Source organism: Nonomuraea sp. NPDC049158 (genome assembly GCF_040648335.1).
In the GTDB taxonomy this organism is placed as follows: Bacteria; Actinomycetota; Actinomycetes; order Streptosporangiales; family Streptosporangiaceae; genus Nonomuraea.
Map to the genome: position 1 here is coordinate 245,812 of NZ_JBEZDM010000012.1, position 22,977 is coordinate 268,788.

At 70.8% G+C, this 22,977-nt stretch carries 24 protein-coding genes; 15 read left to right on the forward strand and 9 right to left on the reverse strand.

Features of this window, described 5'->3' with window-relative positions:
* Positions 1–68: 68 nt before the first annotated feature.
* The 7 genes from AB0B61_RS26625 (at position 69) to AB0B61_RS26655 (ending at position 7,249) form a co-directional block, all read left to right on the forward strand.
* Complete coding sequence (locus AB0B61_RS26625) at positions 69–1,214, forward strand: DegT/DnrJ/EryC1/StrS family aminotransferase (RefSeq protein WP_358436939.1); 1,146 nt, start codon at positions 69–71, stop codon at positions 1,212–1,214.
* Between the two features lie 165 nt (positions 1,215–1,379).
* On the forward strand, positions 1,380–2,213 hold the full coding sequence (locus tag AB0B61_RS26630) for an STAS domain-containing protein (protein WP_358436941.1): 834 nt from the start codon (positions 1,380–1,382) through the stop codon (positions 2,211–2,213).
* Positions 2,213–2,578 (forward strand): STAS domain-containing protein, encoded by a 366-nt coding sequence (locus tag AB0B61_RS26635; RefSeq protein WP_358436944.1) that lies wholly within the window; start codon positions 2,213–2,215, stop codon positions 2,576–2,578. The genes AB0B61_RS26630 and AB0B61_RS26635 overlap by 1 nt, the downstream gene beginning before the upstream one ends.
* A complete protein-coding gene (locus AB0B61_RS26640) occupies positions 2,575–2,976 on the forward strand; it encodes an anti-sigma regulatory factor (RefSeq protein ID WP_358436946.1) in 402 nt (133 codons plus the stop codon). Before AB0B61_RS26635 ends, AB0B61_RS26640 begins: the two co-directional genes overlap by 4 nt.
* A 1-nt stretch (position 2,977) precedes the next feature.
* Positions 2,978–3,994, forward strand: coding sequence for an ATP-binding SpoIIE family protein phosphatase (locus AB0B61_RS26645; protein WP_358436949.1), 1,017 nt, complete (start codon positions 2,978–2,980; stop codon positions 3,992–3,994).
* A complete protein-coding gene (locus AB0B61_RS26650; RefSeq protein ID WP_358436951.1) occupies positions 3,991–5,655 on the forward strand; it encodes an ATP-binding protein in 1,665 nt (554 codons plus the stop codon). The genes AB0B61_RS26645 and AB0B61_RS26650 overlap by 4 nt, the downstream gene beginning before the upstream one ends.
* Positions 5,648–7,249: a fused response regulator/phosphatase gene (locus AB0B61_RS26655; RefSeq protein ID WP_358436954.1), complete on the forward strand. Its 1,602-nt coding sequence runs from the start codon at positions 5,648–5,650 to the stop codon at positions 7,247–7,249. Before AB0B61_RS26650 ends, AB0B61_RS26655 begins: the two co-directional genes overlap by 8 nt.
* A gap of 101 nt (positions 7,250–7,350) precedes the next feature.
* On the opposite strand, the gene AB0B61_RS26660 is transcribed toward AB0B61_RS26655, so the two are convergent.
* A complete protein-coding gene (locus tag AB0B61_RS26660; protein WP_358436957.1) occupies positions 7,351–8,268 on the reverse strand; it encodes a TetR/AcrR family transcriptional regulator in 918 nt (305 codons plus the stop codon).
* A gap of 66 nt (positions 8,269–8,334) precedes the next feature.
* Between AB0B61_RS26660 and AB0B61_RS26665 the strand changes: the two genes are divergently transcribed.
* Positions 8,335–10,212: a right-handed parallel beta-helix repeat-containing protein gene (locus AB0B61_RS26665; RefSeq protein WP_358436960.1), complete on the forward strand. Its 1,878-nt coding sequence runs from the start codon at positions 8,335–8,337 to the stop codon at positions 10,210–10,212.
* A 46-nt stretch (positions 10,213–10,258) separates the two neighbouring features.
* Here the strand turns inward: AB0B61_RS26665 and AB0B61_RS26670 are convergent, their stop codons facing one another.
* Positions 10,259–11,083, reverse strand: coding sequence for a DUF1206 domain-containing protein (locus tag AB0B61_RS26670; protein ID WP_358436963.1), 825 nt, complete (start codon positions 11,081–11,083; stop codon positions 10,259–10,261).
* A 134-nt stretch (positions 11,084–11,217) separates the two neighbouring features.
* On the opposite strand from AB0B61_RS26670, the gene AB0B61_RS26675 reads away from it, so the two are divergent.
* A complete protein-coding gene (locus tag AB0B61_RS26675; protein ID WP_358436966.1) occupies positions 11,218–11,391 on the forward strand; it encodes a hypothetical protein in 174 nt (57 codons plus the stop codon).
* Positions 11,392–11,419: 28 nt separating this feature from the next.
* On the forward strand, positions 11,420–11,650 hold the full coding sequence (locus AB0B61_RS26680) for a hypothetical protein (protein ID WP_358436968.1): 231 nt from the start codon (positions 11,420–11,422) through the stop codon (positions 11,648–11,650).
* A 9-nt stretch (positions 11,651–11,659) separates the two neighbouring features.
* Here AB0B61_RS26680 and AB0B61_RS26685 read toward each other — a convergent pair whose 3' ends face one another.
* Positions 11,660–12,010 carry a hypothetical protein gene (locus AB0B61_RS26685; protein WP_358436971.1) on the reverse strand — a complete coding sequence of 117 codons (351 nt, stop codon included), beginning with the start codon at positions 12,008–12,010 and terminating at the stop codon, positions 11,660–11,662.
* Between the two features lie 249 nt (positions 12,011–12,259).
* On the opposite strand from AB0B61_RS26685, the gene AB0B61_RS26690 reads away from it, so the two are divergent.
* Both AB0B61_RS26690 and AB0B61_RS26695 read left to right on the forward strand, forming a co-directional pair.
* Positions 12,260–13,981, forward strand: coding sequence for an ABC transporter ATP-binding protein (locus AB0B61_RS26690; protein WP_358436974.1), 1,722 nt, complete (start codon positions 12,260–12,262; stop codon positions 13,979–13,981).
* On the forward strand, positions 13,978–15,816 hold the full coding sequence (locus tag AB0B61_RS26695) for an ABC transporter ATP-binding protein (protein ID WP_358436977.1): 1,839 nt from the start codon (positions 13,978–13,980) through the stop codon (positions 15,814–15,816). Before AB0B61_RS26690 ends, AB0B61_RS26695 begins: the two co-directional genes overlap by 4 nt.
* A 43-nt stretch (positions 15,817–15,859) precedes the next feature.
* Here AB0B61_RS26695 and AB0B61_RS26700 read toward each other — a convergent pair whose 3' ends face one another.
* Together AB0B61_RS26700 and AB0B61_RS26705 are read right to left on the reverse strand one after the other, a co-directional pair.
* Positions 15,860–16,246, reverse strand: a complete 387-nt coding sequence (locus tag AB0B61_RS26700) for a hypothetical protein (protein ID WP_358436979.1) — start codon at positions 16,244–16,246, stop codon at positions 15,860–15,862.
* A 159-nt stretch (positions 16,247–16,405) separates the two neighbouring features.
* Complete coding sequence (locus tag AB0B61_RS26705) at positions 16,406–16,714, reverse strand: hypothetical protein (RefSeq protein WP_358436982.1); 309 nt, start codon at positions 16,712–16,714, stop codon at positions 16,406–16,408.
* A gap of 68 nt (positions 16,715–16,782) precedes the next feature.
* On the opposite strand from AB0B61_RS26705, the gene AB0B61_RS26710 reads away from it, so the two are divergent.
* Both AB0B61_RS26710 and AB0B61_RS26715 read left to right on the forward strand, forming a co-directional pair.
* The gene (locus tag AB0B61_RS26710) at positions 16,783–17,895 is read left to right on the forward strand and encodes a CapA family protein (RefSeq protein WP_358436985.1); all 1,113 of its coding nucleotides are present in this window, start codon (positions 16,783–16,785) and stop codon (positions 17,893–17,895) included.
* Between the two features lie 117 nt (positions 17,896–18,012).
* On the forward strand, positions 18,013–19,776 hold the full coding sequence (locus tag AB0B61_RS26715; RefSeq protein WP_358436988.1) for a PQQ-binding-like beta-propeller repeat protein: 1,764 nt from the start codon (positions 18,013–18,015) through the stop codon (positions 19,774–19,776).
* A gap of 93 nt (positions 19,777–19,869) precedes the next feature.
* Here the strand turns inward: AB0B61_RS26715 and AB0B61_RS26720 are convergent, their stop codons facing one another.
* The 3 genes from AB0B61_RS26720 to AB0B61_RS26730 are packed head-to-tail and all read right to left on the reverse strand — an operon-like array spanning position 19,870 to position 20,967.
* Positions 19,870–20,199, reverse strand: coding sequence for a DUF202 domain-containing protein (locus AB0B61_RS26720; RefSeq protein WP_358436991.1), 330 nt, complete (start codon positions 20,197–20,199; stop codon positions 19,870–19,872).
* 7 nt (positions 20,200–20,206) lie between these two features.
* The gene (locus AB0B61_RS26725) at positions 20,207–20,533 is read right to left on the reverse strand and encodes a DUF202 domain-containing protein (protein WP_225289460.1); all 327 of its coding nucleotides are present in this window, start codon (positions 20,531–20,533) and stop codon (positions 20,207–20,209) included.
* A gap of 44 nt (positions 20,534–20,577) precedes the next feature.
* A complete protein-coding gene (locus AB0B61_RS26730; RefSeq protein WP_358436994.1) occupies positions 20,578–20,967 on the reverse strand; it encodes a hypothetical protein in 390 nt (129 codons plus the stop codon).
* A 96-nt stretch (positions 20,968–21,063) separates the two neighbouring features.
* On the opposite strand from AB0B61_RS26730, the gene AB0B61_RS26735 reads away from it, so the two are divergent.
* Positions 21,064–21,321 carry a UBP-type zinc finger domain-containing protein gene (locus AB0B61_RS26735; RefSeq protein WP_225289458.1) on the forward strand — a complete coding sequence of 86 codons (258 nt, stop codon included), beginning with the start codon at positions 21,064–21,066 and terminating at the stop codon, positions 21,319–21,321.
* Positions 21,322–21,328: 7 nt separating this feature from the next.
* On the opposite strand, the gene AB0B61_RS26740 is transcribed toward AB0B61_RS26735, so the two are convergent.
* Positions 21,329–22,909 (reverse strand): Na+/H+ antiporter, encoded by a 1,581-nt coding sequence (locus AB0B61_RS26740; protein WP_358436997.1) that lies wholly within the window; start codon positions 22,907–22,909, stop codon positions 21,329–21,331.
* Positions 22,910–22,977 lie beyond the last annotated feature (68 nt).

A 22,977-nucleotide genomic window follows, 5' to 3' on the forward strand; every position in this document is an offset into this window, starting at 1 on the left:
TTGGACCGGTCCTTCCTGCACGGTCTGGCCGAACGGATGCTGAAACGCCGCGGCCGGCGAGGTCGCCGATGAGCCCCCTGGAAGACCTCATGCGGCACCGGGTCGGCCAGGACTGCCTGCATGTGCCGTCGGCCCGGTTCGGTCTGCTGCTGGCGCTGCGCCACTGGTTCGACCCCGGCGACCGGGTGCTGATCGCGCCGACCACCTCCGAGGCCGTGCTGTTCGTCGTGCTGGCCGCCGACCTGGAGCCGGTCATGGCGCCGGTGTCGTGGCGCGACGGCAACATCGACGCGGCGCGCGTCAACTGGAGCGGCCTGGCCGGCGTCATCACCACTCACCTGTACGGCCAGCCGGATCAGATCAAGGATCTGATCCGGCAGTGCGAGCGGCGCGGCCTCGTCCTCATCGACGACGCCGCCCACGCCTTCCAGACGATGGTCGGCGGGCGCCTGGCCGGCACGTTCGGCCAGGCCGGGGTGTTCAGCCTGGCCAAGCACGGCCGGGCGATGTCCGGCGGCTTCCTGACCACGCCCAACTCCGGCGCGCTGGCGGCGCTGGCCGAGGCGAGAGACGCGCTGCTGCTGTCCGGCGAGCCGCGCGACCAGCTGGAGGCCGTGCTGCAGCCGATGCTGCGCGAGACCCTCCACCGCACCGGCACGGTCCGGCTGATGTGGCATCTGTCACGGCGGCTCGGGATCGTCAAGTGGAGCGGCCACCGCCCCGCGCCCCATGAGGAGGCCCTCATGGCCGTCAGAGGAAACCTGTCGGCCATGGACCCGTGGCTGGGGATCGACCACGAGGGCTGGCGGATGAGCCCGAGCCCCGCGCTCTGCCGCTATCAGCGCTCGCGCCTGCGGGCGATCGACCGCGAGCGGGAGCGCCGCATGGCCGGGGTCGAGGTGCTGCGCCGGACCCCGTGGGTGGCGGCGGGCGTCCGCGAATCCCCCGTACGTCCGCTCCTGCGGGTGCCGCTGCTGGTCGACAGGCGCGACGAGATCGTCGCCGGGCTGGAGCGGCTCGGCGTGGTGCCCGGATTCGTCTACGATCCGCCGCTTGACGACTACCTGCCGATGATCCAGCAGGGGCCCACACCCGAGATCGCCCGCTGGTGGACCGGCCATGTGCTGCCGGTGGATCCGCTCGACGCCCCGCGCATGGTGCGGCTGCTGACCAGGCTGGGTGCCCGCCCGGCGGAGGGCGCGGGATTCGCCTGATCGGCCGCGGATCACTATCTCGCAAAGCAGGACGTATACCTTTATATCGTCAGATAAGGTCGTTCAACGCATGAAACGGGCTATCTCGCTAACCGCCCGCCGAAGCGGAACAGTGTCGTTAGCATCCCCGGCAAAGCCGGTGAATTTTCCCTCCCAGGAGTGACCTTGACCGTCGATGCCGATGTCGCCAGGCGACGTATCGAAGAGCTGCTCCGCGAGAACGAGACGCAGATCCTGCACCGGTGGACCCTGATCGCCAAGGCGTCGAGCGAAGAGCTCAGCGACATCTACCGGGCGCTGCTCTCCTCCCTGGAACAGGGCGGCGACCTCGCCGACATGCGCGGCCTGCTCGCCGAGTTGTCACGTTCCCGCGCCCGCCAGGGCTTCACCCCGGCCGACACCTCCAGGGCCGTCTTCGGCCTGAAGGAGGCGCTGTACGAGGCCGTCGAGAACGACGGCGGCGCCGAGGCGCTGCGCGGCTTCATCTGGTTCTCCAGGCTCATCGACGATCTCGGCCTGTTCACCTTCGAGACGTACACGACGGCCCGCGAGCGGATCATCCTCGACCAGGCCGAGCAGCTGCTGGAGCTCTCGACGCCGGTCGTCAAGCTGTGGGAGGGCATCGTGGCGGTGCCCCTGGTCGGCACGCTCGACTCCGCCAGGACCCAGGTCGTGATGGAGAAGCTGCTGCAGACGCTGGTCGACACGGGCGCCGAGCACGCGGTGATCGACATCACCGGCGTCCCGGCCGTCGACACCCAGGTCGCCCAGCACCTGCTGAAGGCCGTCGTGGCCGCCCGGCTGATGGGCGCCGAGTGTGTCATCTCCGGCATTCGCCCGCAGATCGCGCACACCATCGTCACGCTCGGCATCGAGTTCGGCGACATCGTGACCAAGGCCTCGCTGGCCGACGCGCTGGCCCACGCGCTCAGGCGCAGCGGCATCGAAGTGATCGCGCCGAAGGCGACCCGCCTCGCGGTGCGGACGGAGAACGTCTGATGGACCGGGTGCCCATTCTCAAGCTCGGGGACATCCTGATCATCTCCATCCAGATCGACCTGGACGACCAGAGCGTGCTCGCCCTGCAGGAGGACCTGGCCGACGCCGTGGTGACCCACGGAGCGCGCGGCGTCATCATCGACATCACCGCGGTGGAGATCGTCGACTCCTTCATCGGCAGGATGCTGGCCACCATCGCCGCGACGTCGCGGTTGCTCGACGCCCAGACCGTGGTCGTCGGCATGCGGCCGGCCGTCGCGATCACCCTGGTCGAGCTCGGCCTGTCGCTGGGCGGCGTACGCACCGCGCTCAACCTGGAGAAGGGAATCGCGCTGCTCGACCATGTGAGAGGCGCGACGTCGTGACCGGCGGCTGGGAACTGCCCATCGCCAGCAACTCCGACGTCGTGATGGTCCGCCAGCGGGTCAGGAGTGTCGCGGTCGAGGTGGGATTGTCGCTCATCGACCAGACCAAGGTGGTGACGGCGGCCAGCGAGCTGGCCCGCAACGCCCTGGTGTACGGCGGCGGCGGCATGGCCCGCATCGAGATCGTCGAGAACGGGGCGCGCCGCGGCCTTAAACTCACCTTCAGCGACGAGGGACCGGGGATTCCCGACATCGAGCAGGCGCTCACCGACGGCTGGACCACCGGCACCGGGCTGGGGCTGGGCCTGAGCGGATCACGACGGCTGGTCGACGAGTTCGACCTGGTCTCGGCTCCGGGCAAGGGCACGACGGTGACGGTGACGAAATGGGCTCGATGACATGGTGCCGGTGAGCTACACGCGGGACGACATCTGGGTGCGAGCGGAGAGCCCCAGTGCGGTGGGCGCCGTACGCCGGATGGCCGTCGAACTCGCCGAAGCCGCCGGGTTCGACGGCGAACGTACGGGGCAGACGGCGGTCGCGGTCACCGAGGCCGTCTCCAATCTGGTCAAGCACGCGGTGGAGGGCGTCGTCATGGTCCGTTCCCAGCCCGGGGACCAGGCCGTCGTGGAGCTGATCGCCATCGACAAGGGGCCGGGCATGCCCGACGTCGCCCGCGCCCTGCGCGACGGCTACTCCACCTCCGGCACCCTAGGCATCGGGATGGGGGCGATGGCCCGCATCTCCTCCTGGTACGACGTCCATTCCCTGCCCGGCAGGGGCACCGTGCTGGTCATGCGCTTCGCCGCCACCGGCGCGCCCATCTCGGCGCCGCACGCCAGCGGCCTGAGCCGCCCCATCGGCGAGGAGGTGGTCTGCGGCGACTCCTTCGCGATCGCCGCCACAGGCGACGGCGCCACGCTCGAGACGACGATCCTGCTGTGCGACGGCCTGGGCCACGGCGAGCTGGCCGCCCAGGCGTCCAGGACGGCGGTGGAGCTGTTCCTGCGGGCGACGGGCGAGGAGCCGCTGGCGACACTCCAGCGCCTGCATCGAGGCCTCGTCCATACCCGGGGAGGGGCGGTCGCGGTGGCCCGCGTCAGGGCCGCCACCGTCTCCTACGCCGGGCTGGGCAACATCTCCGGCTGGATCGTCGGCGCCGACGGCCGCCGGGGGATGATCTCGGTGCCCGGCATCGCCGGACACCAGGCGCGGCAGCTGCGCCAGTACGAGTTCGAGCTGCCCGAGCACGCCACCGTGGTGCTGCACTCCGACGGTCTGACCGAGCGGTGGGACCCTTCCGCCATGCCGGGCCTGTTCGCCCGCTCCCCCGCGGTCGTCGCCGCCGGGCTGCTGCGCGAGGCGGGCAGCCGCCGGGACGACGCCTGCGTGGTGACCGTGAGGCCCCGGCCATGACCGCGACTGAGCTGGCCAGGGCCGCGCTCGAACACGACCACGATGTCTTCGCGGTGCGCCGCCTGGGCAAGGCCGTCGCCGAGCTGGCCGGGCTGGAGGCACAGGACCAGGTCAGGGTGGCGACCGCGCTGAGCGAGGTCTGCCGGGAGCTCCTCGGCACCGGGGCGGCGGTCGTCTTCTCGCTCGATGAAGGGAAACTGCTCATCACGATGGATCACGCAATGGGCGCGGATTTCGCCCGATCCGAGGGGCTGGCACTGGCCGGCCGCCTGGTCGACGTGGTCACCCTCGACGCCGAACACGGGCGCGTCACCATAGCCAAGCGGCTGCCTCCCCACTCCCCGCGGCTCCCGATCGACCAGATCCGCGAGCGCCTGTCCGGGATGGCGCCGGTCAGCGCCCTCGAAGAGCTGCGCCAGCAGAACAAGGAGCTCGCCGAGACCCTGGAGGACGTCCTGCAGCTCAACGCCGAGCTGCAGGAGACCAACACCGGGGTGCTGGCCCTGTACAACCAGCTGTCGGCCGAGCTGGAGGAGACCAACCGCGGCGTGGTGGCCCTGTACGGGGAGCTGGATGAGAAATCCTCCCAGCTCCGCGAGGCGGCCGAGGCCAGGAACCGGTTCTGGGCGACGGTCAGCCACGAGCTGCGTACCCCGCTCAACTCCATCATCGGCCTGGTCAGGCTGATGGTCGGGCCCGGCAGCGAGCCGCTCAGCGAGGAGCAGTCACGTCAGGTGCGCTTCATCGGCGACTCGGCGGAGTCGCTGCTGGAGCAGGTCGGCGAGCTGCTCGACATGGCCAAGGCCGAGTCCGGGCGGCTCGACCCCCAGTCGTCGGTCGTCCACCTGCCCACGCTGGCCGAGCACCTGCGCCTGACGATGCAGCCCACCAGCGGGCCCGGCGACGTCACGCTGCGCGTCGACGTCGCGCCCGACGTCACCGACGTCTACACCGACGAGGGAATGCTGGTCCGCGTCCTGCGCAACCTGCTGTCCAACGCCCTGAAGTTCACCCAGGAGGGCGAGGTACGGCTGAGCGCGCACGCCGACGCCACCACCGGCGAGGTGGTCATCACGGTCACCGACACGGGCATCGGCATCCCCCGGGAGTATCTGGCGACCGTGTTCGAGGAGTTCTTCCAGGTGCCGAGCGCGCTCCAGGTCAGGGTCAAGGGCACCGGGCTCGGCCTGCCGTACGCCCGCCGGCTCACCGAGGCGCTGGGCGGCACGCTGGAGCTGGCGAGCGACGTCGGGCGGGGCACCACGGTGACGATCCGGCTGCCGCACCACGACGGCACGCCCGAGATCGCGCGGGTGCTGGTCGCCGACGACGACGAGGCGTTCCGCGCCGCCGCCCGCAGGATGCTGTACGGCTTCGCCGTCGAGGTGGAGGAGGCGGCGGACGGAGTCGCCGCGCTGGAGATGATGACAGCGCGCCCGCCGGATGTGATCCTGCTGGACATGCTGATGCCGCGGCTGGACGGCACCGCGCTGCTGCAGCGCATGGCCGACGTCGAGGCCCTGCGGCCGGTCGGCGTGGTGGTGGTGACGATACAGCCCGACGCCGCACCGGCCGGCCACCCGGTGCTGTCCAAGCAGGGGCTGCGCCGCGACCAGCTGCTCCAGGCCATCCGAGGCGCGGTGGGGGCGGATCATGACTGAGCACGTGGCCGGGGCGCTGATCGAGCCCGCCGGCGGCGCGACGGTGCTGGTGGTCGACGACACCCCGACCAAGCGCTACATCCTGTCGAGCTGGCTGCGCAGGGCGGGCCACACCGTGGTCGAGGCGGCCGGCGGCGAGGAAGCACTGGCCATGCTCGCCACGAGCCGCCCCGACCTGGTCGTGCTCGACGTACGGCTGCCCGACATCGGTGGCTTCGAGGTGTGCGAGCGGATCAAGGCGAACCCGGCGACGACCTCGATCCCGGTCATCCAGGTGTCGGGCAACGCCATCACCTCGGCCGACCGTACGGAAGGGCTCGAACGCGGCGCCGACGCCTACCTGTCGGAGCCGATCGAGCCGGCCGAGTTCGCCGCGACGGTAGAGGCGACGCTGCGCTACTACCGCGCCAGACGGCGGGCGGAGCTGATGGCCGAGCGCCTGGCCAAGCTGGCCGACGTCACGCTGCGGATGAACGGGGCCGACTCCTTCGACCGGCTGCTGGCCGTAGCCGTCGAGGGCACGGTCGACGTGCTGGGCCGTTACGCGGGCGCGCTGGCGCTGCCGCCCGACGGCCGGATGCGCCGCTTCCGCGCCCGGCCCGGCGAGACGGCCAGCAGCAGGTCCGCCGCTCCCCAGCTGCTGGACCGGCTCAGCGCGATGTCGCTGGGCGCGCCGTCGGGCGCCAAGGTCTTCACCCTGCCGGCCGCCGAGTGGCTCACGTTGGTGAGCGACGTACAGCTCAACGCGCCGGTGACGGGGGTGCTGTGCCGTACCAAGAGGGGCCAGCCACCCGTCTACCTGGGGCTGGAGGCCGACCCTCCGCTGGACGCCGACGAGCTGAACGTGCTGAGGCAGCTCGGCCAAGGGCTGGCGCTGGCCGTCGACGCGCTGCGCGTCTACACCGAGGAACACACGATCTCGCTCACCCTGCAGCGCAGCCTCCTGCCGACGCGCATCCCTGAGGTGCCGGGGTTGCAGGTGACGTTCCGCTACCAGCCGGCCGTGGACAACATCGAGGTCGGCGGCGACTTCTACGAGGTGCTGCGGGTCGGCGACCGAGTGCTGGTGGCGATCGGCGACGTGGCCGGCCACTCGCTGCACGCGGCGACCATCATGGCCGAGCTGCGGCACGCGCTGCGCGCCTCGCTGATCGACTCGGTCGACCTGAGCGCCTCGATGGACCTGCTCAACAAGGTCCTGCGCCGCTACCACCCCGGCATGACGGCCACCGTCTGCCTGCTGCTCATCGACCCGGAGAGCGGCGAGGTCGAGCTGGCCAACGCCGGGCACATCCCGCCGATGCTGGCCGGACCCGGCGCCCACTACCTGGGCCTGGGCAACCTGCTGCTGGGTGTGGCGCACGAGGACTACAAGGTGAACCGGCTGGAGCTGCCGGCGGGCGCCACGATGCTGCTGTTCACCGACGGGCTGGTGGAGGACCGCGGCATCCTGCTGGACGACAGCCTGGAGCAGGCCAGGCAGGTGGCCGAGACGGTCGAGGGCGATCTGGAGGAGTTCTGCGACCGGCTGCTCGCCGCGTTCGGCTCGCGGGAGGACGACGTGGCCATCGTGGCGATACGCCGCGAGGCCTGAACCCCGCGACGGCGAGGGCGCCTGGTCCTTTGCCGGTGCCCCGCGAGAGCCCGGCCCTTACCCCGTGCCTCGCCTGGTCCCTTGCCCGGCGCGGGCGATGGTCAGCCGGATCTGCGCTTGCGGTAGGCGCGCTGCTGGCAGGCCCGTGAGCAGTACGCGCGCGGACGTCCCGACGCGGCCTGCTCTACTGGCGCGCCACACATCTGACAGGTTTCGTCACGCGTTTCATCACGCTCCTGGATCAGGAGCTCGATGCCGTCCAGTACCCGGCGCAGGCCGAACTCGAACGGGTCCTCCGGCTCGTCGTAGCCGCCCTCCTCCCACAGACGCGTGAGGGTCGGGTAGCGCTCAAGCCGCGCGTAGAGCGAGTCGCGGGAGCCCCACCACTCCTCCTCGCTCACCCCGCTGAGCCGCTCCGTCCGCGCCACCTCGGCCAGCCGCAGGGCCTCGGAGTCGACGAACCGGGCGACGAGCCCGACGACGGCGATCATCTCGGCGGGCGTGAGAGCGGTGCCGGAGACGGCGCTCAGCATGTACTCGTAGTGGGCGACGGCGTTGGGGCCCGGCACACGGCGAGAGCCCCGCACCTCGGCCAGCCAGGGATGCCGCTCGCGCAGCCGCCACCCTTCACGCGCGCACGCCTCCAACCGCACCCGCCACCCACCCGCCTCCTGGACGTCCTCGCCGCGCCCCTGGCCACCCGCCTCTTCGGCGCCCGCGCCCCGCTCCTGACCGCCTGTCTCTGAGAGGATCGCGCCCGGCGAGCCCATGACGGCGTCGCGCATGAGGTCGAGCAGGTGGTCGCGGCCGGGCACGTGGCGGTAGAGCGACATCGTGGTGAACCCGAGCCGGTCCGCGACCTTGCGCATCGACAGCCCTTCGAGCCCCTCGGCGTCCGCCAGCTCGATCGCCGTCCGGACGATCCGGCCCAGGCTCAGCCCTGGTCGCGGCTCGACGTCGCCCTCTCGCCACAGCAGTTCGACCCCGTCGTCGGGATCTCCCGCGCCACCTCTCGTCATGGACACCTCCCTTGTTTATGGTGTAATACCTCGTGTACACCATAAACTGCAAAGGGGCGGTACATCATGACCGAGTTCCACGTCGACCCCTCGGGCGACGACTCCTGGCCCGGCACCGCGGAGCGCCCGTTCGCCAGCCTGCACCGCGCCCGCGACGCCGCACGAGAGCTCGTACGGGACCCAGCCCGAACCGCGACCGGGGACGTCGCGCGAGACCCCGCCCGAACCGCGATCGGGGATGTCCCGCGAGACCCCGCCGGAACCGCGACCGGGGATGTCGTCATCCAGTTGCGGGCCGGCACCCACGTGCTCACCGAGCCGTTCGAGCTCACCGAGGCCGACTCCGGCCGTGACGGCCACCGGATCATCTACCAGGCCCACGGTTACGGAACCGCCGACCAGGAGGAGGTCGTCGTCAGCGGCGGCCGCGAGATCACCGGCTGGCGGGTCGAGGACGGCGTGTGGCTGGCCGACGTGGGCGACCTGGACACGCGCCAGCTGTACGTGGACGGCCGCCGGTCAGAGCGCGCCGCCTTGGACGGCCTGCCGGGCACCGTGACCATGACGGAGACCGGCTACGAGAGCGACAACGCGGCCCCGCGAGCCTGGCACAACCCCGCCGACGTCGAGTTCGTCTACCGCGGCGTCTACCCATGGACCGAGGCCCGCTGCGGCGTCGCCACGGTCACCACCAGGATGGACAGCGGTGTTACCGCTGGGATCACCACCGGGACGGACGGCGGCGAGGTGACCGTGATCGCCATGGCTCAGCCCGGCTTCGGGTGGGCCCTCGACCTCTACAACTCCGCGTGGGAAGGCACCATCAACCACGGCCCCGGCCTGCCCACCCGGGTCGAGAACGACGTCACCTTCCTCACCGAGCCCGGCACCTTCGTCCTGGACCGCTCGCGGCCCGGTCACCACGTCCTGCGCTACCTTCCCCTCCCGGAAGAGACGCCGGACCGCACGCGCGTGGTCGCCCCCGTTCTCGAGACGCTGCTCCGTACCAGCGGCACGAGCGGAGTGTCCTTCCGCGGCCTGGTCTTCGCCGACGCCACCTGGCTGCGGCCCGGCCGCGCGGAGGGCTTCCTGCACTACCACGGCAGCGGCTACTACGAGGGCGGTCCCATCGACAAGGTGGAGCTCGTCGAGGGGCAGGCGTGGGTGACGGTGCCGCGCGAGTCGGCCCGGATCCCCGCGTGCGTGGTGATCGAGGACGGTGTACGCGTGGAGGTCGAGCACTGCCGTTTCACCCGCATGGGCGCCGCCGGCCTGGAGCTGACCGGCGGCGCGGACGTCAGCGTGCGCGGGTGCGACTTCGACACGCTCTCGGCCGGCGCGGTCTCCGTCACCCGCGCCGTGAACCCCCTGGTCGAGGACAACTGGATCCATCACACCGGCCTGGAGTTCACCGGCTCCCCCGGCATCGCGGTGCAGGGCACCAAGGGCTGCGTGGTCGCCCACAACCAGGTCGAGGAGGTGCCCCACTGCGGCATCGTGGCCGGGCCCGCCGAGGGCACCCGCATCCTGCGCAACCTCACCGTCGGCACCATGGGGGTGCTGGCCGACGGCGGCGGCGTCTACCTGTCGGGACCGCAGGGCGACTCGCCCGAGAACGGCGCGGTGATCCGCGGCAACGTCATCAAGGACACCCGCACGCCGTACAACTTCGCCCTCTACACCGACTACGGCGCCGCCTGGGTGACCGTGGCGGAGAACGTGGTCACGCGCGCCGACAACACCGCCGTCCTCCAGGTGTCGCCGCCGCTGGAGAACGTCGTCTACCGGGGCAACTTCTGGGACGCCGACCCGATCGGGGTGGCCGACGTGCCGGCGGGCGTCACGTACAAGGACAACACCACACTCCCCGACGAGGAGAAACTGGCCGCCGCCACAGCGGCCATCCAACGGGACGCCGGCCTGCTCCACCCCCGCTCCCGATGACCGCGAATTGGTGAACGCTGACGCCCCCGTCCATTGGCGGCGGGCGTCAGCGGACGCGGCGCCAGCGTGACTCGCCGAAGCAGTAACCCGCGAACAGCACCAGCCCCAAGGCCACCACCACGAGCAGCCATGGCCCCACCGGCGTGTCGGCGAAGGCTCTGAGTGTCGCGTCCAGCCCGCCCGCCTTGTCCGGGTCGTACGTGATCGCCGCCTCGACGACGAAGACCCCGGCCAGGGCGGCGATGACCCCGCGGGCGACGTACCCGGCCAGACCGAGCTTGTCCATCACCGAGCGGGCCCGCGGGGACATCTGGCCGAGGTTCAGCTCGTCCCGGAACTTCTTGGTGACGCCCTGGTGCCCCCAGCGGGCGCCGAGTGCGACGAGGCCCAGCCCGATGGCTCCGACGATGAACGGCCCGCCCGGCAGGCCGAGCAGCGCCTCCGTCGCGTCCCGCGACTTCTCGTCGTCAGAGGTGGCCTTCCCGGCCCGCAGCACGCTGAGCAAGGTGCTGCAGATCAGCGCGTACACGGCGGCCCGGCCGACCGTCTCCAGCCGGTCCCCCACGCCCAACCCACCGAACAGCGCCTCCGACAACTGCCAGAGCGTCAGCGCGACGAACCCCGCCACCATCACCCACAACACCACCTCCCCGAACGGCAACCGCGCCACGGTCGAGATCGCGCCCGCCTTGTCCGCCTCCCGTCCCCCTCCTTCGCCCAGCGCGATCCGCACGGCCACCACCCCGATCAGCGCGTACAGCACTCCCCGGCAGGCCAGCCCGACCCTGGCGAGCCGGTTCATCGCCGGATGCGCCGTCGCTTTCCTGGCGGCGGCCCGAGCCTGCCGCCCCGCCTTCTCCGTTGCGGTCACCGTCTCCTCCTTTGCCCAAGAGCCTGCCAAGTGCCCTGACCGCGGCCGTCTAGGCGCTCCACCCCGCTTCTCCACCCGTATCTCCACCATCTGGCGGTGCCGCTCCACCTGCCCCGATCCGTAGTTTCACGGTCATGGACAGAAACGAACTGCTCAGGCTCGCAGCCGGCAAAGCGCAGGAATCGCGCAAGGGAGGCAAGATGACCGGCAAGACGTGGGTCGGGATCGCGGTGGTCGCCGGTGTGGTGCTGGTGGGGTTCATCGCCTACCGGCTTCTTCTCATCGAGCTCATCACCCGCCTGCGCTGACCAGCCCGTACCTGGTGGAATCAAGCGCATGGGAGAGAAGCGGTCGCTGCCGGACACCATCGCGCCGGGCTGGCCGGTGGTGCAGGTGTTCGGCACGCTGTTCGTCATCATCACCCTGGTCACCGCCCGGGAGAGCGCGCTGTGGATCTGGGCGCTGTACGGGGTCAGCGCCGTGTGCTGGCTGCTGTTCGTGGCGCTCGGCGTCCGCAACCGCGTCGAGGCCACCCACTACGCGTCCCGCCACGGGTTAACAGGCTGAACAGGACGATCAGGAGTGCAGGAGGCGGCTTCTGGTGATGTCGTGGAAGCCGAGGCCGCGATACAGCCGCGCCGGAACCGGATAAGCGTCATCTCCCCTAGGCCACCGATGCGCGGCGACGCGGCCGGGCACGTCGGCGTCGCCCACGGTCCTGAGCCGGTAGCCGGGCGACGGCTCGGGCTCGGCGAGCTCGCGCAGGTCGTGGGCCATGGTGACGAAGAAGGGGCCGTCGCCGGCGTCCCGGTAGCCGTGCCGGTCGAGCGCGGCCAGGAGGTGGGTCTCGGATTCGAGCACGGTCACCGTCCGCCGTACGCCGGGTGCCGTCGCGGCGCCCGCGTAGTCGCTCACCGACGCGTTCATGCGAGGCAGTCAACTCCATCGGCGGCCCGCAGCGCATCCGGATATATCACCCCAAGGGCCTGGGACCAGGGCTCTCAATGGGCTGAGCGGATGCAAAACTGTTCCGCTTTGGCCGCAGGGAGCAGGCGGTGGGCGCCAGAAAATCGGTTGATCCAACGTATTAGCCTGGATGGGATGCCTCCCGATACGCGTTCCCCTCGCCGTCCCCTGCCCATCTTCAGATCACTCTCCTCCAATGCCCTGTGGCGGATGAAGCCCTATCTCCGCCCCTACGTCACCAGATTGGTCTTCATCTGGCTGGCCGCGATCATCGGCATCGGGGCGAGCATCGCCCTGCCGCTCGTCGGTAAGGAGGTCGTCGACGGGCCCGTGCTCCATGGCGACTCCGGCGCCCTGCTCCCCCTCGGCCTCATCGCCCTGGGCGTGGGCGTGCTCGAAGCGTTCCTGATCTTCTTCAGGCGCTGGACGCAGACCGGCCCGGTCCTCGGGCTGGAGACCCAGATCCGCGACGACCTCTACGCGCACCTGCAGCGCCTGCCGATGGGCTTCCACGGCGACTGGCAGTCGGGCCAGTTACTGTCGCGAGCCACCACCGACCTGTCGACCATCCGCCGCTTCCTCGGCTTCGGCATGCTCTTCCTGGTCATGAACATCCTGCAGCTGACGACCGTGACGGTGCTGCTGCTCAACATGTACTGGCCGCTCGGCCTGCTGGTGGCCGCCTCGGCGGTGCCGATCATCCTGGTGTCGCTGAGCTTCGAGAAGAAGTACATCAGGATCTCCCGCCAGGTACAGGACCAGCAGGGAGACCTCGCCACGGTCGTCGAGGAGTCGGCGATCGGCATCCGGACGATCAAGGCGTTCGGCCGCCGCCACCACGTGTTCGACCAGTTCGACGACACCGCGCGCAAGGTCTACGGCACCTCGATGGACAAGGTGCGGCTGTCGGCCCGCTTCTTCACCTTCCTCGAGGTGATCCCCAACTTCACCCTCGCCCTGGTGCTGCTGCTCGGCGCGCTGGCCGTGGGCGGCGGCTCGCTGACCCTGGGCACGCTGGTCGCCTTCACCACGCTGATGCTGCAGCTGGTCTGGCCGGTCGCCAGCCTCGGCTACATCCTGGCGATGGCCCAGGAGGCGATGACCTCCGCCGACCGGGTCATGGAGGTCATGGACACGGTCCCGGCCATCGAGGGCGGTTCCGGGTCGATCGAGCGGCCGCGCGGCCACCTGCGCTTCGAGGGGGTGGAGTTCCGCTTCCCCGACTCCGACCAGCCGGTGCTGCGTGATGTGTGGCTCGAGGTACGCCCGGGCGAGACGGTGGCCATCGTCGGCGCGACCGGCTCCGGCAAGACCACGATGACCTCGCTCGTGCCCCGGCTCATCGACCCCACCGCCGGCCGGGTCACGATCGACGGCCACGACGTGCGCGACCTGTCGCTGCCCGCGCTGCGCGAGGTGGTGGCCACGGCGTTCGAGGAGCCGACGCTGTTCTCGATGAGCGTGCGCGAGAACCTCACGCTCGGCCGCCAGGACGCCACCGAGGAGGAGCTCGACGAGGCCATCCGCACCGCCCAGGCCATGTTCGTGTACGACCTGCCGTGGGGCCTCGACACCCGGATCGGCGAGCAGGGCATGTCCCTGTCCGGCGGCCAGCGGCAGCGCCTCGCCCTGGCGCGGGCCGTACTGAGCAGGCCACGGATCCTGGTCCTCGACGACACGCTGTCCGCGCTCGACGTCGAGACGGAGGCGCTGGTGGAGGAGGCGCTGCGCCACGTGCTGCGCGAGGCGACCGGCATCGTGGTCGCCCACCGCGCCTCCACGGTCCTGCTGGCCGACAAGGTGGCGCTGCTCAGAGACGGCACGATCACGCACGTCGGACGGCACCACGACCTGCTGGACGAGGTGCCCGAATACCGCGAGCTGCTCGCCCAGGACGCCGACTTCGACCCCTCGGAAGGAGCCCTGCGATGACGACCACCACGACATCGAACCCCGCCGACTGGCGGGGTGTCGCCTCCGAGAATCAGGACGACCTGTCCGAGACGGTGACGGTGTTACTGCGGGAGCGCTCCCGCAGGCTGCTCGGCGACCTGCTCACGCCGCACCGCAAGGCGATCGCGCTGCTCACCGCGATCATCATCGTGTCCAACCTGGCGGGCCTGGCGATCCCCTACCTGGTGAAGGTGGGCATCGACGCGGGCATCCCGCCGATGCTCAAGGGCACCGGCCCCGGCACGCTGCTGACCGTCGTCGGCGTCATCCTGGCGGCGGCGGTGACGCAGGCCCTCACCCGGCAGGTGTTCCTGCAGATGGCGGGCCGCATCGGCCAGAACATCCTGCTGGAGCTGCGCAGGCGCGTCTTCGACCACTTCCAGCGGCTGTCGCTGAGCTTCCACGAGAAGTACACCTCCGGCCGCGTCATCTCCCGGCTCACCTCCGACATCGACGCCATCGCCGAGCTGCTGCAGTCCGGCTTCGACGGCCTGGTCACCGCCGTGCTCACCATGTTCGGCACGGCCGCGCTGCTGCTGGTGCTCGACGTCCACCTGGGCCTGGTGGCGCTGATCCCGCTGCCGCTGCTACTGCTGTTCACCCGGTGGTTCCGCCGGCAGTCGGCGATCGTCTACCGGCGTACCAGGGAGACGGTGGCGCTGGTCATCGTGCACTTCGTGGAGTCGATGACCGGCATCCGCGCCGTGCAGGCCTTCCGCAGGGAGCCGCGCAACCAGGAGATCTTCAAGCAGCTCAACGACGACTACCGGGGCGCCAACGCCAGCAGCATGCACCTCATCGCGGTGTTCATGCCGGGTATCAAGCTGATCGGCAACGTGACCGTGGCGGTCGTGCTGGTCTACGGCGGCTGGCTGGCGCTCCACGGCGAGGTCACGGTCGGCGTGCTGGCGGCGTTCCTGCTCTACCTGCGCCAGTTCTACGAGCCGATGCAGGAGATCAGCCAGTTCTACAACACGCTCCAGTCGGCGGGCGCCGCCCTGGAGAAGCTGTCGGGCGTACTGGAGGAGGAGCCGGCCGTGCCGGAGCCGCGCGAGCCGGCGGCGCTGCCCAAGGCCCGCGGCAAGGTCAGGTTCGAGGGCGTCAGGTTCGCCTACGTCGAGGACCGGCCGATCCTGCCGGGGCTGGACCTGACGATCCCGGCGGGGCAGAGCGTCGCGCTGGTCGGTTCGACGGGCGCGGGCAAGACGACGCTGGCCAAGCTGATCTCCCGCTTCTACGACCCGACCGAGGGCCGCGTCCTGCTCGACGGCGTCGATCTGCGCACGCTCGACGAGCCCACGCTGCGCAAGGCCGTGGTCATGGTGACGCAGGAGAACTTCCTGTTCAGCGGTACGGTCGCCGACAACATCAGGTTCGGCCGCCCCGGCGCCTCCGACCGTGAGGTACGCGAGGCCGCCAAGGCGATCGGCGCGCACGAGTTCATCTCCGCGCTGCCCAACGGCTACGACACCGAGGTGGGCAAGCGGGGCGGCCGCATGTCGGCCGGTCAGCGTCAGCTGGTGGCGTTCGCCAGGGCGTTCCTGGCCGATCCGGCGGTGCTCATCCTCGACGAGGCGACCTCCAGCCTCGACGTGCCGAGCGAGCGGCTGGTGCAGCGGGCGCTGCGCACGATCCTGGCCGACCGCACGGCGCTGATCATCGCGCACCGGCTGTCGACCGTGGAGATCGCCGACCGGGTGCTGGTCATGGAGGGGGGCGAGATCGTCGAGGACGGCTCGCCGGACCGGCTCATCGCCGCCTCCGGCCGCTTCGCCGGCCTGCACCAGGCCTGGCTGGACAGCCTCAGCAGCTGACGACACGGACAGCGGGGTGCGGTGCACCCCGCTGTCCGTGTCGTCAGTGCGGGTGCACCACGCGCGTCATGTTCTCGTACAGCTCGTAGCCGACGAACAACGCCACGGGCAGGCCGACCGCCAGCAGAAGCCGTCCGGGGAGGGGTGCCCGTGTCGTGGGCACCCGCCTCGCCGCCACGGACCCGGCGACCACGGCAGGCGCCTCCACCACGGGCTCAGGCACCGGCACCGGCACCAGTTCGGGGTGTCGTGACAGGTATCCCGTCGGGAACGACGTGACGTGGTATGCCCCGCAGCCCGGACAGGACATGCCTGACCAGGGCGGTTGCACGGTCACGCCGGCCCGCAGCCAGATCGTGACCTCGTTGCCGTAGTCGTCCATGAGGTGCCTGACGACGTACTCCTCTTCCCAGACATGTAAACAGCGCATGCACTCGAAAGGCCATGTCTCCTGGGTATTGAACCCATCCCGCACCAGGACCACCCCCGGTCACGTGCCGCCATCCGATTAGAGTGTCCACCTCGTCCTGCCACCCGGCAAGACGGCACTATGACACTCAGGGCTATGAAATGCTCACCTACTGTCAGGTTAGAGCGGGTAAACCCGTCTCTGGACCGGACTGAGGAGCGGTGTCGCGTCGGGTGCAACAGGCTCGGCCGGCGGCCTCAGCTCCGGATGCCGGCTGAGATATCCCTCCGGGAACATGATGGCCTGCTGGCAGCCGCAGTTGGGGCAGATGGCGCCCGACGAAGGCGGTGGGACCGGCACACCGGAGCGCAACCAGATCTCGCGCTCGTTGCCGTGACGATCGTCGAAGCGCCTGACGAGGTATTCCTCTTCCCACACATGCCAGCACCCGCGGCACTCGAATGGCAGGATCTTGAGCTCTTCTTCCATGAGTCACCCCCTCCTTTGAGTGTCGTCCTATTTGTCGCGAACTGGCAACCGCCCCCTACCCTGGAGGTATGGGCGCTGACCTGGTGACCCTGTGCCTCTGCGGCGACGTCATGCTCGGCCGAGGTGTGGACCAGGTCCTGCCGCATCCGGGTGATCCCGCCCTGCGCGAGCCGCACATCGACGACGCGCGCACCTACGTCGAGCTCGCCGAGGCGGTCAACGGACCGATCCCACGCCCTGTGGGCTTCGCGTGGCCCTGGGGTGACGCGCTGTCGGTCCTCGACGCGTACGAGCAGGCCGTCCGGGTGGTGAACCTGGAGACGGCGGTGACCACGAGCGGTGCGTACGCTCCGGGCAAGGCCATCCACTACCGCATGAACCCCGCCAACCTTCCCTGTCTGGCCGCGGCGCGGCCGGACGCCTGCGTGCTGGCCAACAATCACCTGCTGGACTTCGGCCGCGCCGGGCTCGCCGAGACGCTCGACGCGCTGGCCGCCGCCGGGCTCGCGGCCGCCGGGGCGGGCAAGAACCTGGACCAGGCGCGCCGTCCGGTGGCCGTACCCCTGCCGGGAGGGCGGCGCGTGCTGGTGTTCGCGTTCGGCATGCCGTCCAGTGGTGTGCTACCGCACTGGGCGGCGACCGCGGACCGCGCCGGCGTCGACTTCGTACCGGAGCCGTCGCCGACCGCCGCGGCCGCGATCACCGAACGGGTGCGGCGGGCCAAGCGGCCCGGGGATATCGCGGTGGCCTCCCTCCACTGGGGCTCCAACTGGGGGTATTTCGTCTCCCGGGAGCAGATCGTCTTCGCGCACGCGCTCATCGACGGCGGCGTCGACGTGGTGCACGGGCACTCCTCGCACCATCCGCGCCCGATCGAGATCTACCGCGGCCACCTGGTCCTGTACGGCTGCGGCGACATGATCGACGACTACGAGGGGATCACCGGGTACGAGGAGTACCGCGGCGACCTGCGGCTGCTCTACCTCGCCTCGCTCGATCCGGACTCCGGACGGCTCGCCGCCCTGCGCATGGCGCCCCTGCGGATCCGGCGCATACGACTCCGCCACGCCGCACCCGACGACGTTGCGTGGCTGCGTACGACCCTCGACAGGGCCGGCCGCGGTCTCGGAGGGCGGATCCGCAGCGAGCCCGACGGCGTGCTCGCCTTGGTGGCGGGCTGAGCGTGGCCAGCGCCGATGTACCACTTTTCATATGTGAAGCCCCGGCGGTGATCCATTGGGACCGACGTGACGAATAGGCTCGCGGGGCCTCCTCATCGGCACCCCAGGGGAGGATCAGTGGACTGGCGGGCGATGATACGGCTGACCGGGGCGGGCCTGGTCGCGCTCGGCGGGATCGGTGTCGTGGCGGCGTTGTTCGTTCCGTGGTCCTGGGCCGGCCTGCCCAAGGATCCCCCGAGCACGACGACGTGGGTCGTGATCCTGGCTCTCGGACCGGTGACGAGCGCCGGAGTGGCGCTGTGGTCCATGCGCCGCCCGACCGCCGGCCAAAGCCCGACGGCGGGCACATCCGTCGGCGCGCCGTTGACGGCCGCGGGCGCCGCCCTCCTGGCCGGGGGGATCGCCACGGTGGCCCTGCTGGACATCACCCCGGACGAAGGCATCCGAGCGGGCGGGCCGGTGGCCGTGCTCGCCTGCGCGGCCGCTGCCGCCGGTTGGCTGCTACTCCTCCCGGTCCGCCGTACACCGCCGCTCCTCCCGGTCCGTCGTACGCCGCCGCGCATGGCACCGATCTCGATCGCCGCGGCGTCGGCGGTCCTGCTGCTGGTGGGGCTCGGCGCCGGCCCCGCGATCGGCTGGTACACCGAGGGCCGCTTCGTCCGGCACACCACCAGCGCGGCGCTGCCCGCCGTGCCCGGCGGCCCGCCATCCCAGCTCGGCCGCTATCGCTGGCAGGCACCCGCGGAGCCGTTCCGGCTGATCGTCGAGCCCGTCGCCGCGGGTCGCCAGGTGATAGTCCCGGAGGGCAGGGGCGTACGTGCGCTGGACGCCGTCACCGGCCGCCCGCTGTGGTCCTATGAGCGTGACGACGTCACCAGGGAGGACGATCTCGCGGGCCTCGTGGTCACCACCGACGGGCTCATGACCGTCCTGTCGTACCACTTCTTCACCGGCGCCATGGTGGTGGCCTTGGACACCGCGACCGGCCAGGAGCGCTGGCGGCGCGAGTTGCGGATGAGCCCGGTCGCCGGGCTGCCCCGTCTGGTCGCCGGCGGTGATGTGCTGCTGCTCGACAACACCGCCCTGGGCGGCGAGCTCGTCGCGCTGCATCCCCGCGACGGGAGGCCTCTGTGGCGGTGGGACACGGCGAAGCTCGAGAACGGCTGCCGTGAGGTCGCCACGGCGGTTGCGGTCGCCGGTCCGGTCGCCGCGCTGCTGGCCGGCTGCCGCGGCAGGCCCGAGGCGGACATGGTGATCGCGCTGTCCACCGCCGACGGCCGGCAACGCTGGACGTGGCGGCCCCCGGCCGGCGCGGGAGCGCGGACCCTGGGACTGGAACTGCCGATCCATGCGGCCGGAGACCGATTCTGGGTCGCGTACTCCCGGACGTCCGCCGACGAGAAGACGGCGACGCGGGCCGCTGCGCTGCTCAACGCGGACACCGGCGCGATGACGGCGGAGCATCCCCTGCCTTCGGAGCAGCTGGAGCACTACCGGTTCCCGCTGTTCGCGGACGGCACGATCATCTATCCGGGTGAGCCGGCCGTCGGCGTGGACCTGGCCACGGGACGGGTGCGCTGGACGCGGCGGATCACCGAGCCGGCCGGCTGGGCGCCGATCGACGCGGTGAGCCGCGACGGCATCGCCTACCTGCTGCTGGGCCCGGCGGAGAACGCGGCGACCGACTCGACCCGATCCGCTCTGCAACTGCTCTCGCTCGACGTCGCCACCGGCCAAGTACGCGCCCGGCAACCCTACGACCCCTCAGGATGCGGATCGAGCTGCGGCCGCAACACCACGGCCCGGCTCCTGACGGGACCGGGCCTGCTCGTCGTGGGCTCGCTGGAGAAGGACGGGACCCAGCTACGCGGCATCGGATGACCCGATTCAGGACGGGCCCCGGCCGCCCCGCATCGGATGACCAGGTCAGGACGCCACGCCGGCTGCCGTACAAGGCGAGAGCCAGCGCGAAAGCTAGGCGAGAGCCAGCACGAAAGCGAGCGCTCCGGCCGCCACGCTGAGCGTGCCGAGCCAGGCGAACAGCGCGTCGAGCCCGGCATCGACGGGCCGGCCGCCGTGCAGCGCCTCCTGTACGCGGCGGAACCGTATCCGGGTCCTGAGCAGCAGCGCGGCGCCGCAGAGCGCGGCCGGTACGAACGTGACGACGACGGCGAGGGGCAGCCCGTGCCGCGCGGACAGGCCCATCGCGCCGAGGCCGCCCGACGACAGGGCCACGGCGGTGCGTACCCAGGCCAGGCGGGTCCGCTCGCTCTGCAGCCCGGGGTCCCAGATCTCCTCGGACATGGGCGGATCAGGCGCCCATCACGATGACCACCAGGGCGATCACCGCCACCGCCGCCACCCCGTAGCCGAAGACGGCGGCGAGGGCGGGCGGCGGCAGCGGCGCGCGCTCGCGCAGCGCGCGCTGGATGTTGCGCCAGCGCGGATAGGCCATGCCCGCCGCCAGCGCGGAGAGCGAGACCAGGACCACGGCCAGGGCGGTGCGCACCCAGGGGACGAACAGGTGGTCGGGGAGCGCCGCCATGGCGACGCCCCCGGCGCTGAGTGCCAGCGCGGTGCTCAGCCATGTGAGGAATGTACGCTCGTTCGCGAGCGTGAAACGCGGGTCAGGCTCCATACGAACGACGCTAATTGGCACACATTCCCCCTAGAGAAGCCGGGTTAGCCGCCGCAGGCCTTGGCGACCTTCTCCAGGTAGGCGGCGGTCTCGGAGCCGACCTTCTGGACCGCGTCGACGGCGTCGTTGACGTTGTTGACGTTGATGCCGCTCAGGGTCTTGGCCAGGTCGTCGGAGGCCTGCTTGAGCGTGGTGTTGGCGGCCTTGTCGGCCACCTCGTTGAGCTTGGCGGCGCTGTCGTCGAGGGCCTTCTCCATGGCCTTCGGGTCGTCCTTCAGTTCGGTGAGCTTGGCGCCCAGCTCGGTAACGATCTTGGGGGCCTCCAGGCAGGACTGGGCCTTGTCGATGGTGTTGTTGACCTCACCGCAGCCCGCGGCGAAGACGAGCATGGTGAAGGCGGCAAGGGGCACGAACTGACTTTTGAGGCGACGCATACTCCGAACCTACCCAACGGGTTCGCGCCCCGGCGGGGCCAAGCGGGGAGGGGTGCCAGCAAATGGCCGTGCCGCGGAAGCTCTAGGATTTCACCTATGGCAACGTGTGAGCATATTTCCCAAGCGGACGACCCGGCCCCGCGCACGCCCGAGGGCTGCGAGGAGTGCCTGGCGGCAGGTGGCCGGTGGGTGCACCTGCGCCGCTGCCTGGACTGCGGTCATATCGGGTGCTGCGACTCCTCGCCCAACAAGCACGCCACCAAGCACTTCCACGCCACCTCGCATCCGGTGATGCAGTCGTACGAGCCGGGCGAGAGCTGGAAGTGGTGCTTCGTCGACAACGCGATGGCCTGAGGCGGGCCTAACGCTCCAGCATGGCCTCCTCGAAGTCGAGCTCGGCCATCACCTCGCGCAGCACCTCGTCGTCGAGGCGGCGTTCGTCGCGCAGCCGGACGAACGTCTCGCGCTCGGCCTGCAGCATCTCCCGGCGCAGCCGGCGATAGAGCGTGCTGGGCGTCTCGGCGCCGCCCTGAGCGGTGCCGCCGCCCAGACGCTCCCACGCGGTCAGCGAGCGCCGCCACGACTTCTCCCTGAGCTGGTCGATGACCTGCTTCTGGATCTCGTCGGGCTCGCCCTCGGCCTCGACCAGCCCGTCGAGCACCTCGGTGCCCGCGGCGAGCGCGGCCTGCTGCGCCGCCGCCTCGGCCAGCCTGTCCTCATACTGCTCCTGCTCGCTCGACACGCGCAGCCGCCTGATCAGCGCGGGGAACGTCGTGCCCTGCACGAGCAGCGTGCCGATCACGGTGGTGAAGGTGAGGAAGAGCAGGATGTCGCGGTCGGGCATGCCGACCGGGATGGCGAAGGCGGCGGCGAGCGAGACGACCCCGCGCATGCCCGCCCAGCTGATGATCACGGTCGGCGCGGGCGCGGGCGCCGGTTCGCCTCTGCGCCTCCCGGTGAACAGCCACGTCAGGTACGTGACGGGGAACATCCACACGAACCTCGACAGCACGGTCACCAGGAACACCACGACCGCGTACAGCGCGACCTCCCAGGCGCCGTAGCCGCCGATCCCCTTGATCACCGTGACCAGCTGCAGGCCGATCAGCGCGAAGACGATCGCCTCCAGGAAGAAGTCGGTCACCTTCCACACCGCGTCGGACACCAGCCGGGTGCCGAACCCCCGTTTGTGCATCTGGTTGCCGAGATAGAGCCCGACGATCACCACCGCGATGACGCCCGAGGCGTGCACCGACTCGGCCGCCAGGTAGGCGGCGAACGGGATCAGCAGCATCAGCGTGTTCTCGACCAGGGAGTCACGGGTGTGCCGGAACACCCAGGAGAACAAGAACGCCAGCGCCAGCCCGATCGCCACCCCGGCCGCCGCCGAGTAGAGGAACTCGCCGACCCCTTCGAGCAGGTCCACCGTGCCGCCCACGGCGGCGCCGATCGCCACCCGGTAGAGGGTCAGCGCGGTCGCGTCGTTGAACAGGCTCTCGCCGATGAGGATCGTCAGCGCCCGGCGCGGCAGCCCGAGCCGCCTGCCGACCGAGACGGCGGCCACGGCGTCGGGCGGCGCGATGATGGCGCCCAGCGCGAACGCCGCCGCCAGCGGCAGGTCGGGCAGCAGCAGGTGGACGACCAGCCCGACGACGGCCGTCGTGAACAGCACCAGCCCGACCGACAGCAGCGCCACGGCCCGCTTGACGTCACGCAGGCGCAGGTAGGAGCTGTCGAGCGCGGCCGAGTAGAGCAGCGGCGGCAGGAACACGAACAGCACCAGCTGCGGATCGAGCGGCACGGCGGGCACCAGCGGCGAGACCAGCAGCCCGGCGGCCACCAGCAGCAGCGGCGCCGGCCAGCCCTTGCGCCGGGCGACGGCGGCGACCGCGACCGCCCCTGCCGCCACCAGCAGCAGTTGCAGGCCCATCGTGGGGTTCACGGCGCTCCTCCACCTCGGCACGGGCACGCGAAGGCAGCGTACCGCTCATGAGATGGCCCGGCCGCCTC

Excerpts from the sequence above, each read along its gene's own strand:
- AB0B61_RS26730 (WP_358436994.1), bottom strand. The coding sequence starts at position 20,967 with ATGCGTCGCCTCAAAAGTCAGTTCGTGCCCCTTGCCGCCTTCACCATG.
- AB0B61_RS26735 (WP_225289458.1), top strand. The coding sequence starts at position 21,064 with ATGGCAACGTGTGAGCATATTTCCCAAGCGGACGACCCGGCCCCGCGC.
- AB0B61_RS26650 (WP_358436951.1), top strand. The coding sequence starts at position 3,991 with ATGACCGCGACTGAGCTGGCCAGGGCCGCGCTCGAACACGACCACGAT.
- AB0B61_RS26680 (WP_358436968.1), top strand. The coding sequence starts at position 11,420 with ATGGGAGAGAAGCGGTCGCTGCCGGACACCATCGCGCCGGGCTGGCCG.
- AB0B61_RS26690 (WP_358436974.1), top strand. The coding sequence starts at position 12,260 with ATGAAGCCCTATCTCCGCCCCTACGTCACCAGATTGGTCTTCATCTGG.
- AB0B61_RS26695 (WP_358436977.1), top strand. The coding sequence starts at position 13,978 with ATGACGACCACCACGACATCGAACCCCGCCGACTGGCGGGGTGTCGCC.
- AB0B61_RS26710 (WP_358436985.1), top strand. The coding sequence starts at position 16,783 with ATGGGCGCTGACCTGGTGACCCTGTGCCTCTGCGGCGACGTCATGCTC.
- AB0B61_RS26660 (WP_358436957.1), bottom strand. The coding sequence starts at position 8,268 with ATGACGAGAGGTGGCGCGGGAGATCCCGACGACGGGGTCGAACTGCTG.
- AB0B61_RS26705 (WP_358436982.1), bottom strand. The coding sequence starts at position 16,714 with ATGGAAGAAGAGCTCAAGATCCTGCCATTCGAGTGCCGCGGGTGCTGG.
- AB0B61_RS26725 (WP_225289460.1), bottom strand. The coding sequence starts at position 20,533 with ATGGAGCCTGACCCGCGTTTCACGCTCGCGAACGAGCGTACATTCCTC.
- AB0B61_RS26720 (WP_358436991.1), bottom strand. The coding sequence starts at position 20,199 with ATGTCCGAGGAGATCTGGGACCCCGGGCTGCAGAGCGAGCGGACCCGC.
- AB0B61_RS26645 (WP_358436949.1), top strand. The coding sequence starts at position 2,978 with ATGGTGCCGGTGAGCTACACGCGGGACGACATCTGGGTGCGAGCGGAG.
- AB0B61_RS26665 (WP_358436960.1), top strand. The coding sequence starts at position 8,335 with ATGACCGAGTTCCACGTCGACCCCTCGGGCGACGACTCCTGGCCCGGC.
- AB0B61_RS26700 (WP_358436979.1), bottom strand. The coding sequence starts at position 16,246 with ATGCGCTGTTTACATGTCTGGGAAGAGGAGTACGTCGTCAGGCACCTC.
- AB0B61_RS26675 (WP_358436966.1), top strand. The coding sequence starts at position 11,218 with ATGGACAGAAACGAACTGCTCAGGCTCGCAGCCGGCAAAGCGCAGGAA.
- AB0B61_RS26625 (WP_358436939.1), top strand. The coding sequence starts at position 69 with ATGAGCCCCCTGGAAGACCTCATGCGGCACCGGGTCGGCCAGGACTGC.
- AB0B61_RS26635 (WP_358436944.1), top strand. The coding sequence starts at position 2,213 with ATGGACCGGGTGCCCATTCTCAAGCTCGGGGACATCCTGATCATCTCC.
- AB0B61_RS26685 (WP_358436971.1), bottom strand. The coding sequence starts at position 12,010 with ATGAACGCGTCGGTGAGCGACTACGCGGGCGCCGCGACGGCACCCGGC.
- AB0B61_RS26655 (WP_358436954.1), top strand. The coding sequence starts at position 5,648 with ATGACTGAGCACGTGGCCGGGGCGCTGATCGAGCCCGCCGGCGGCGCG.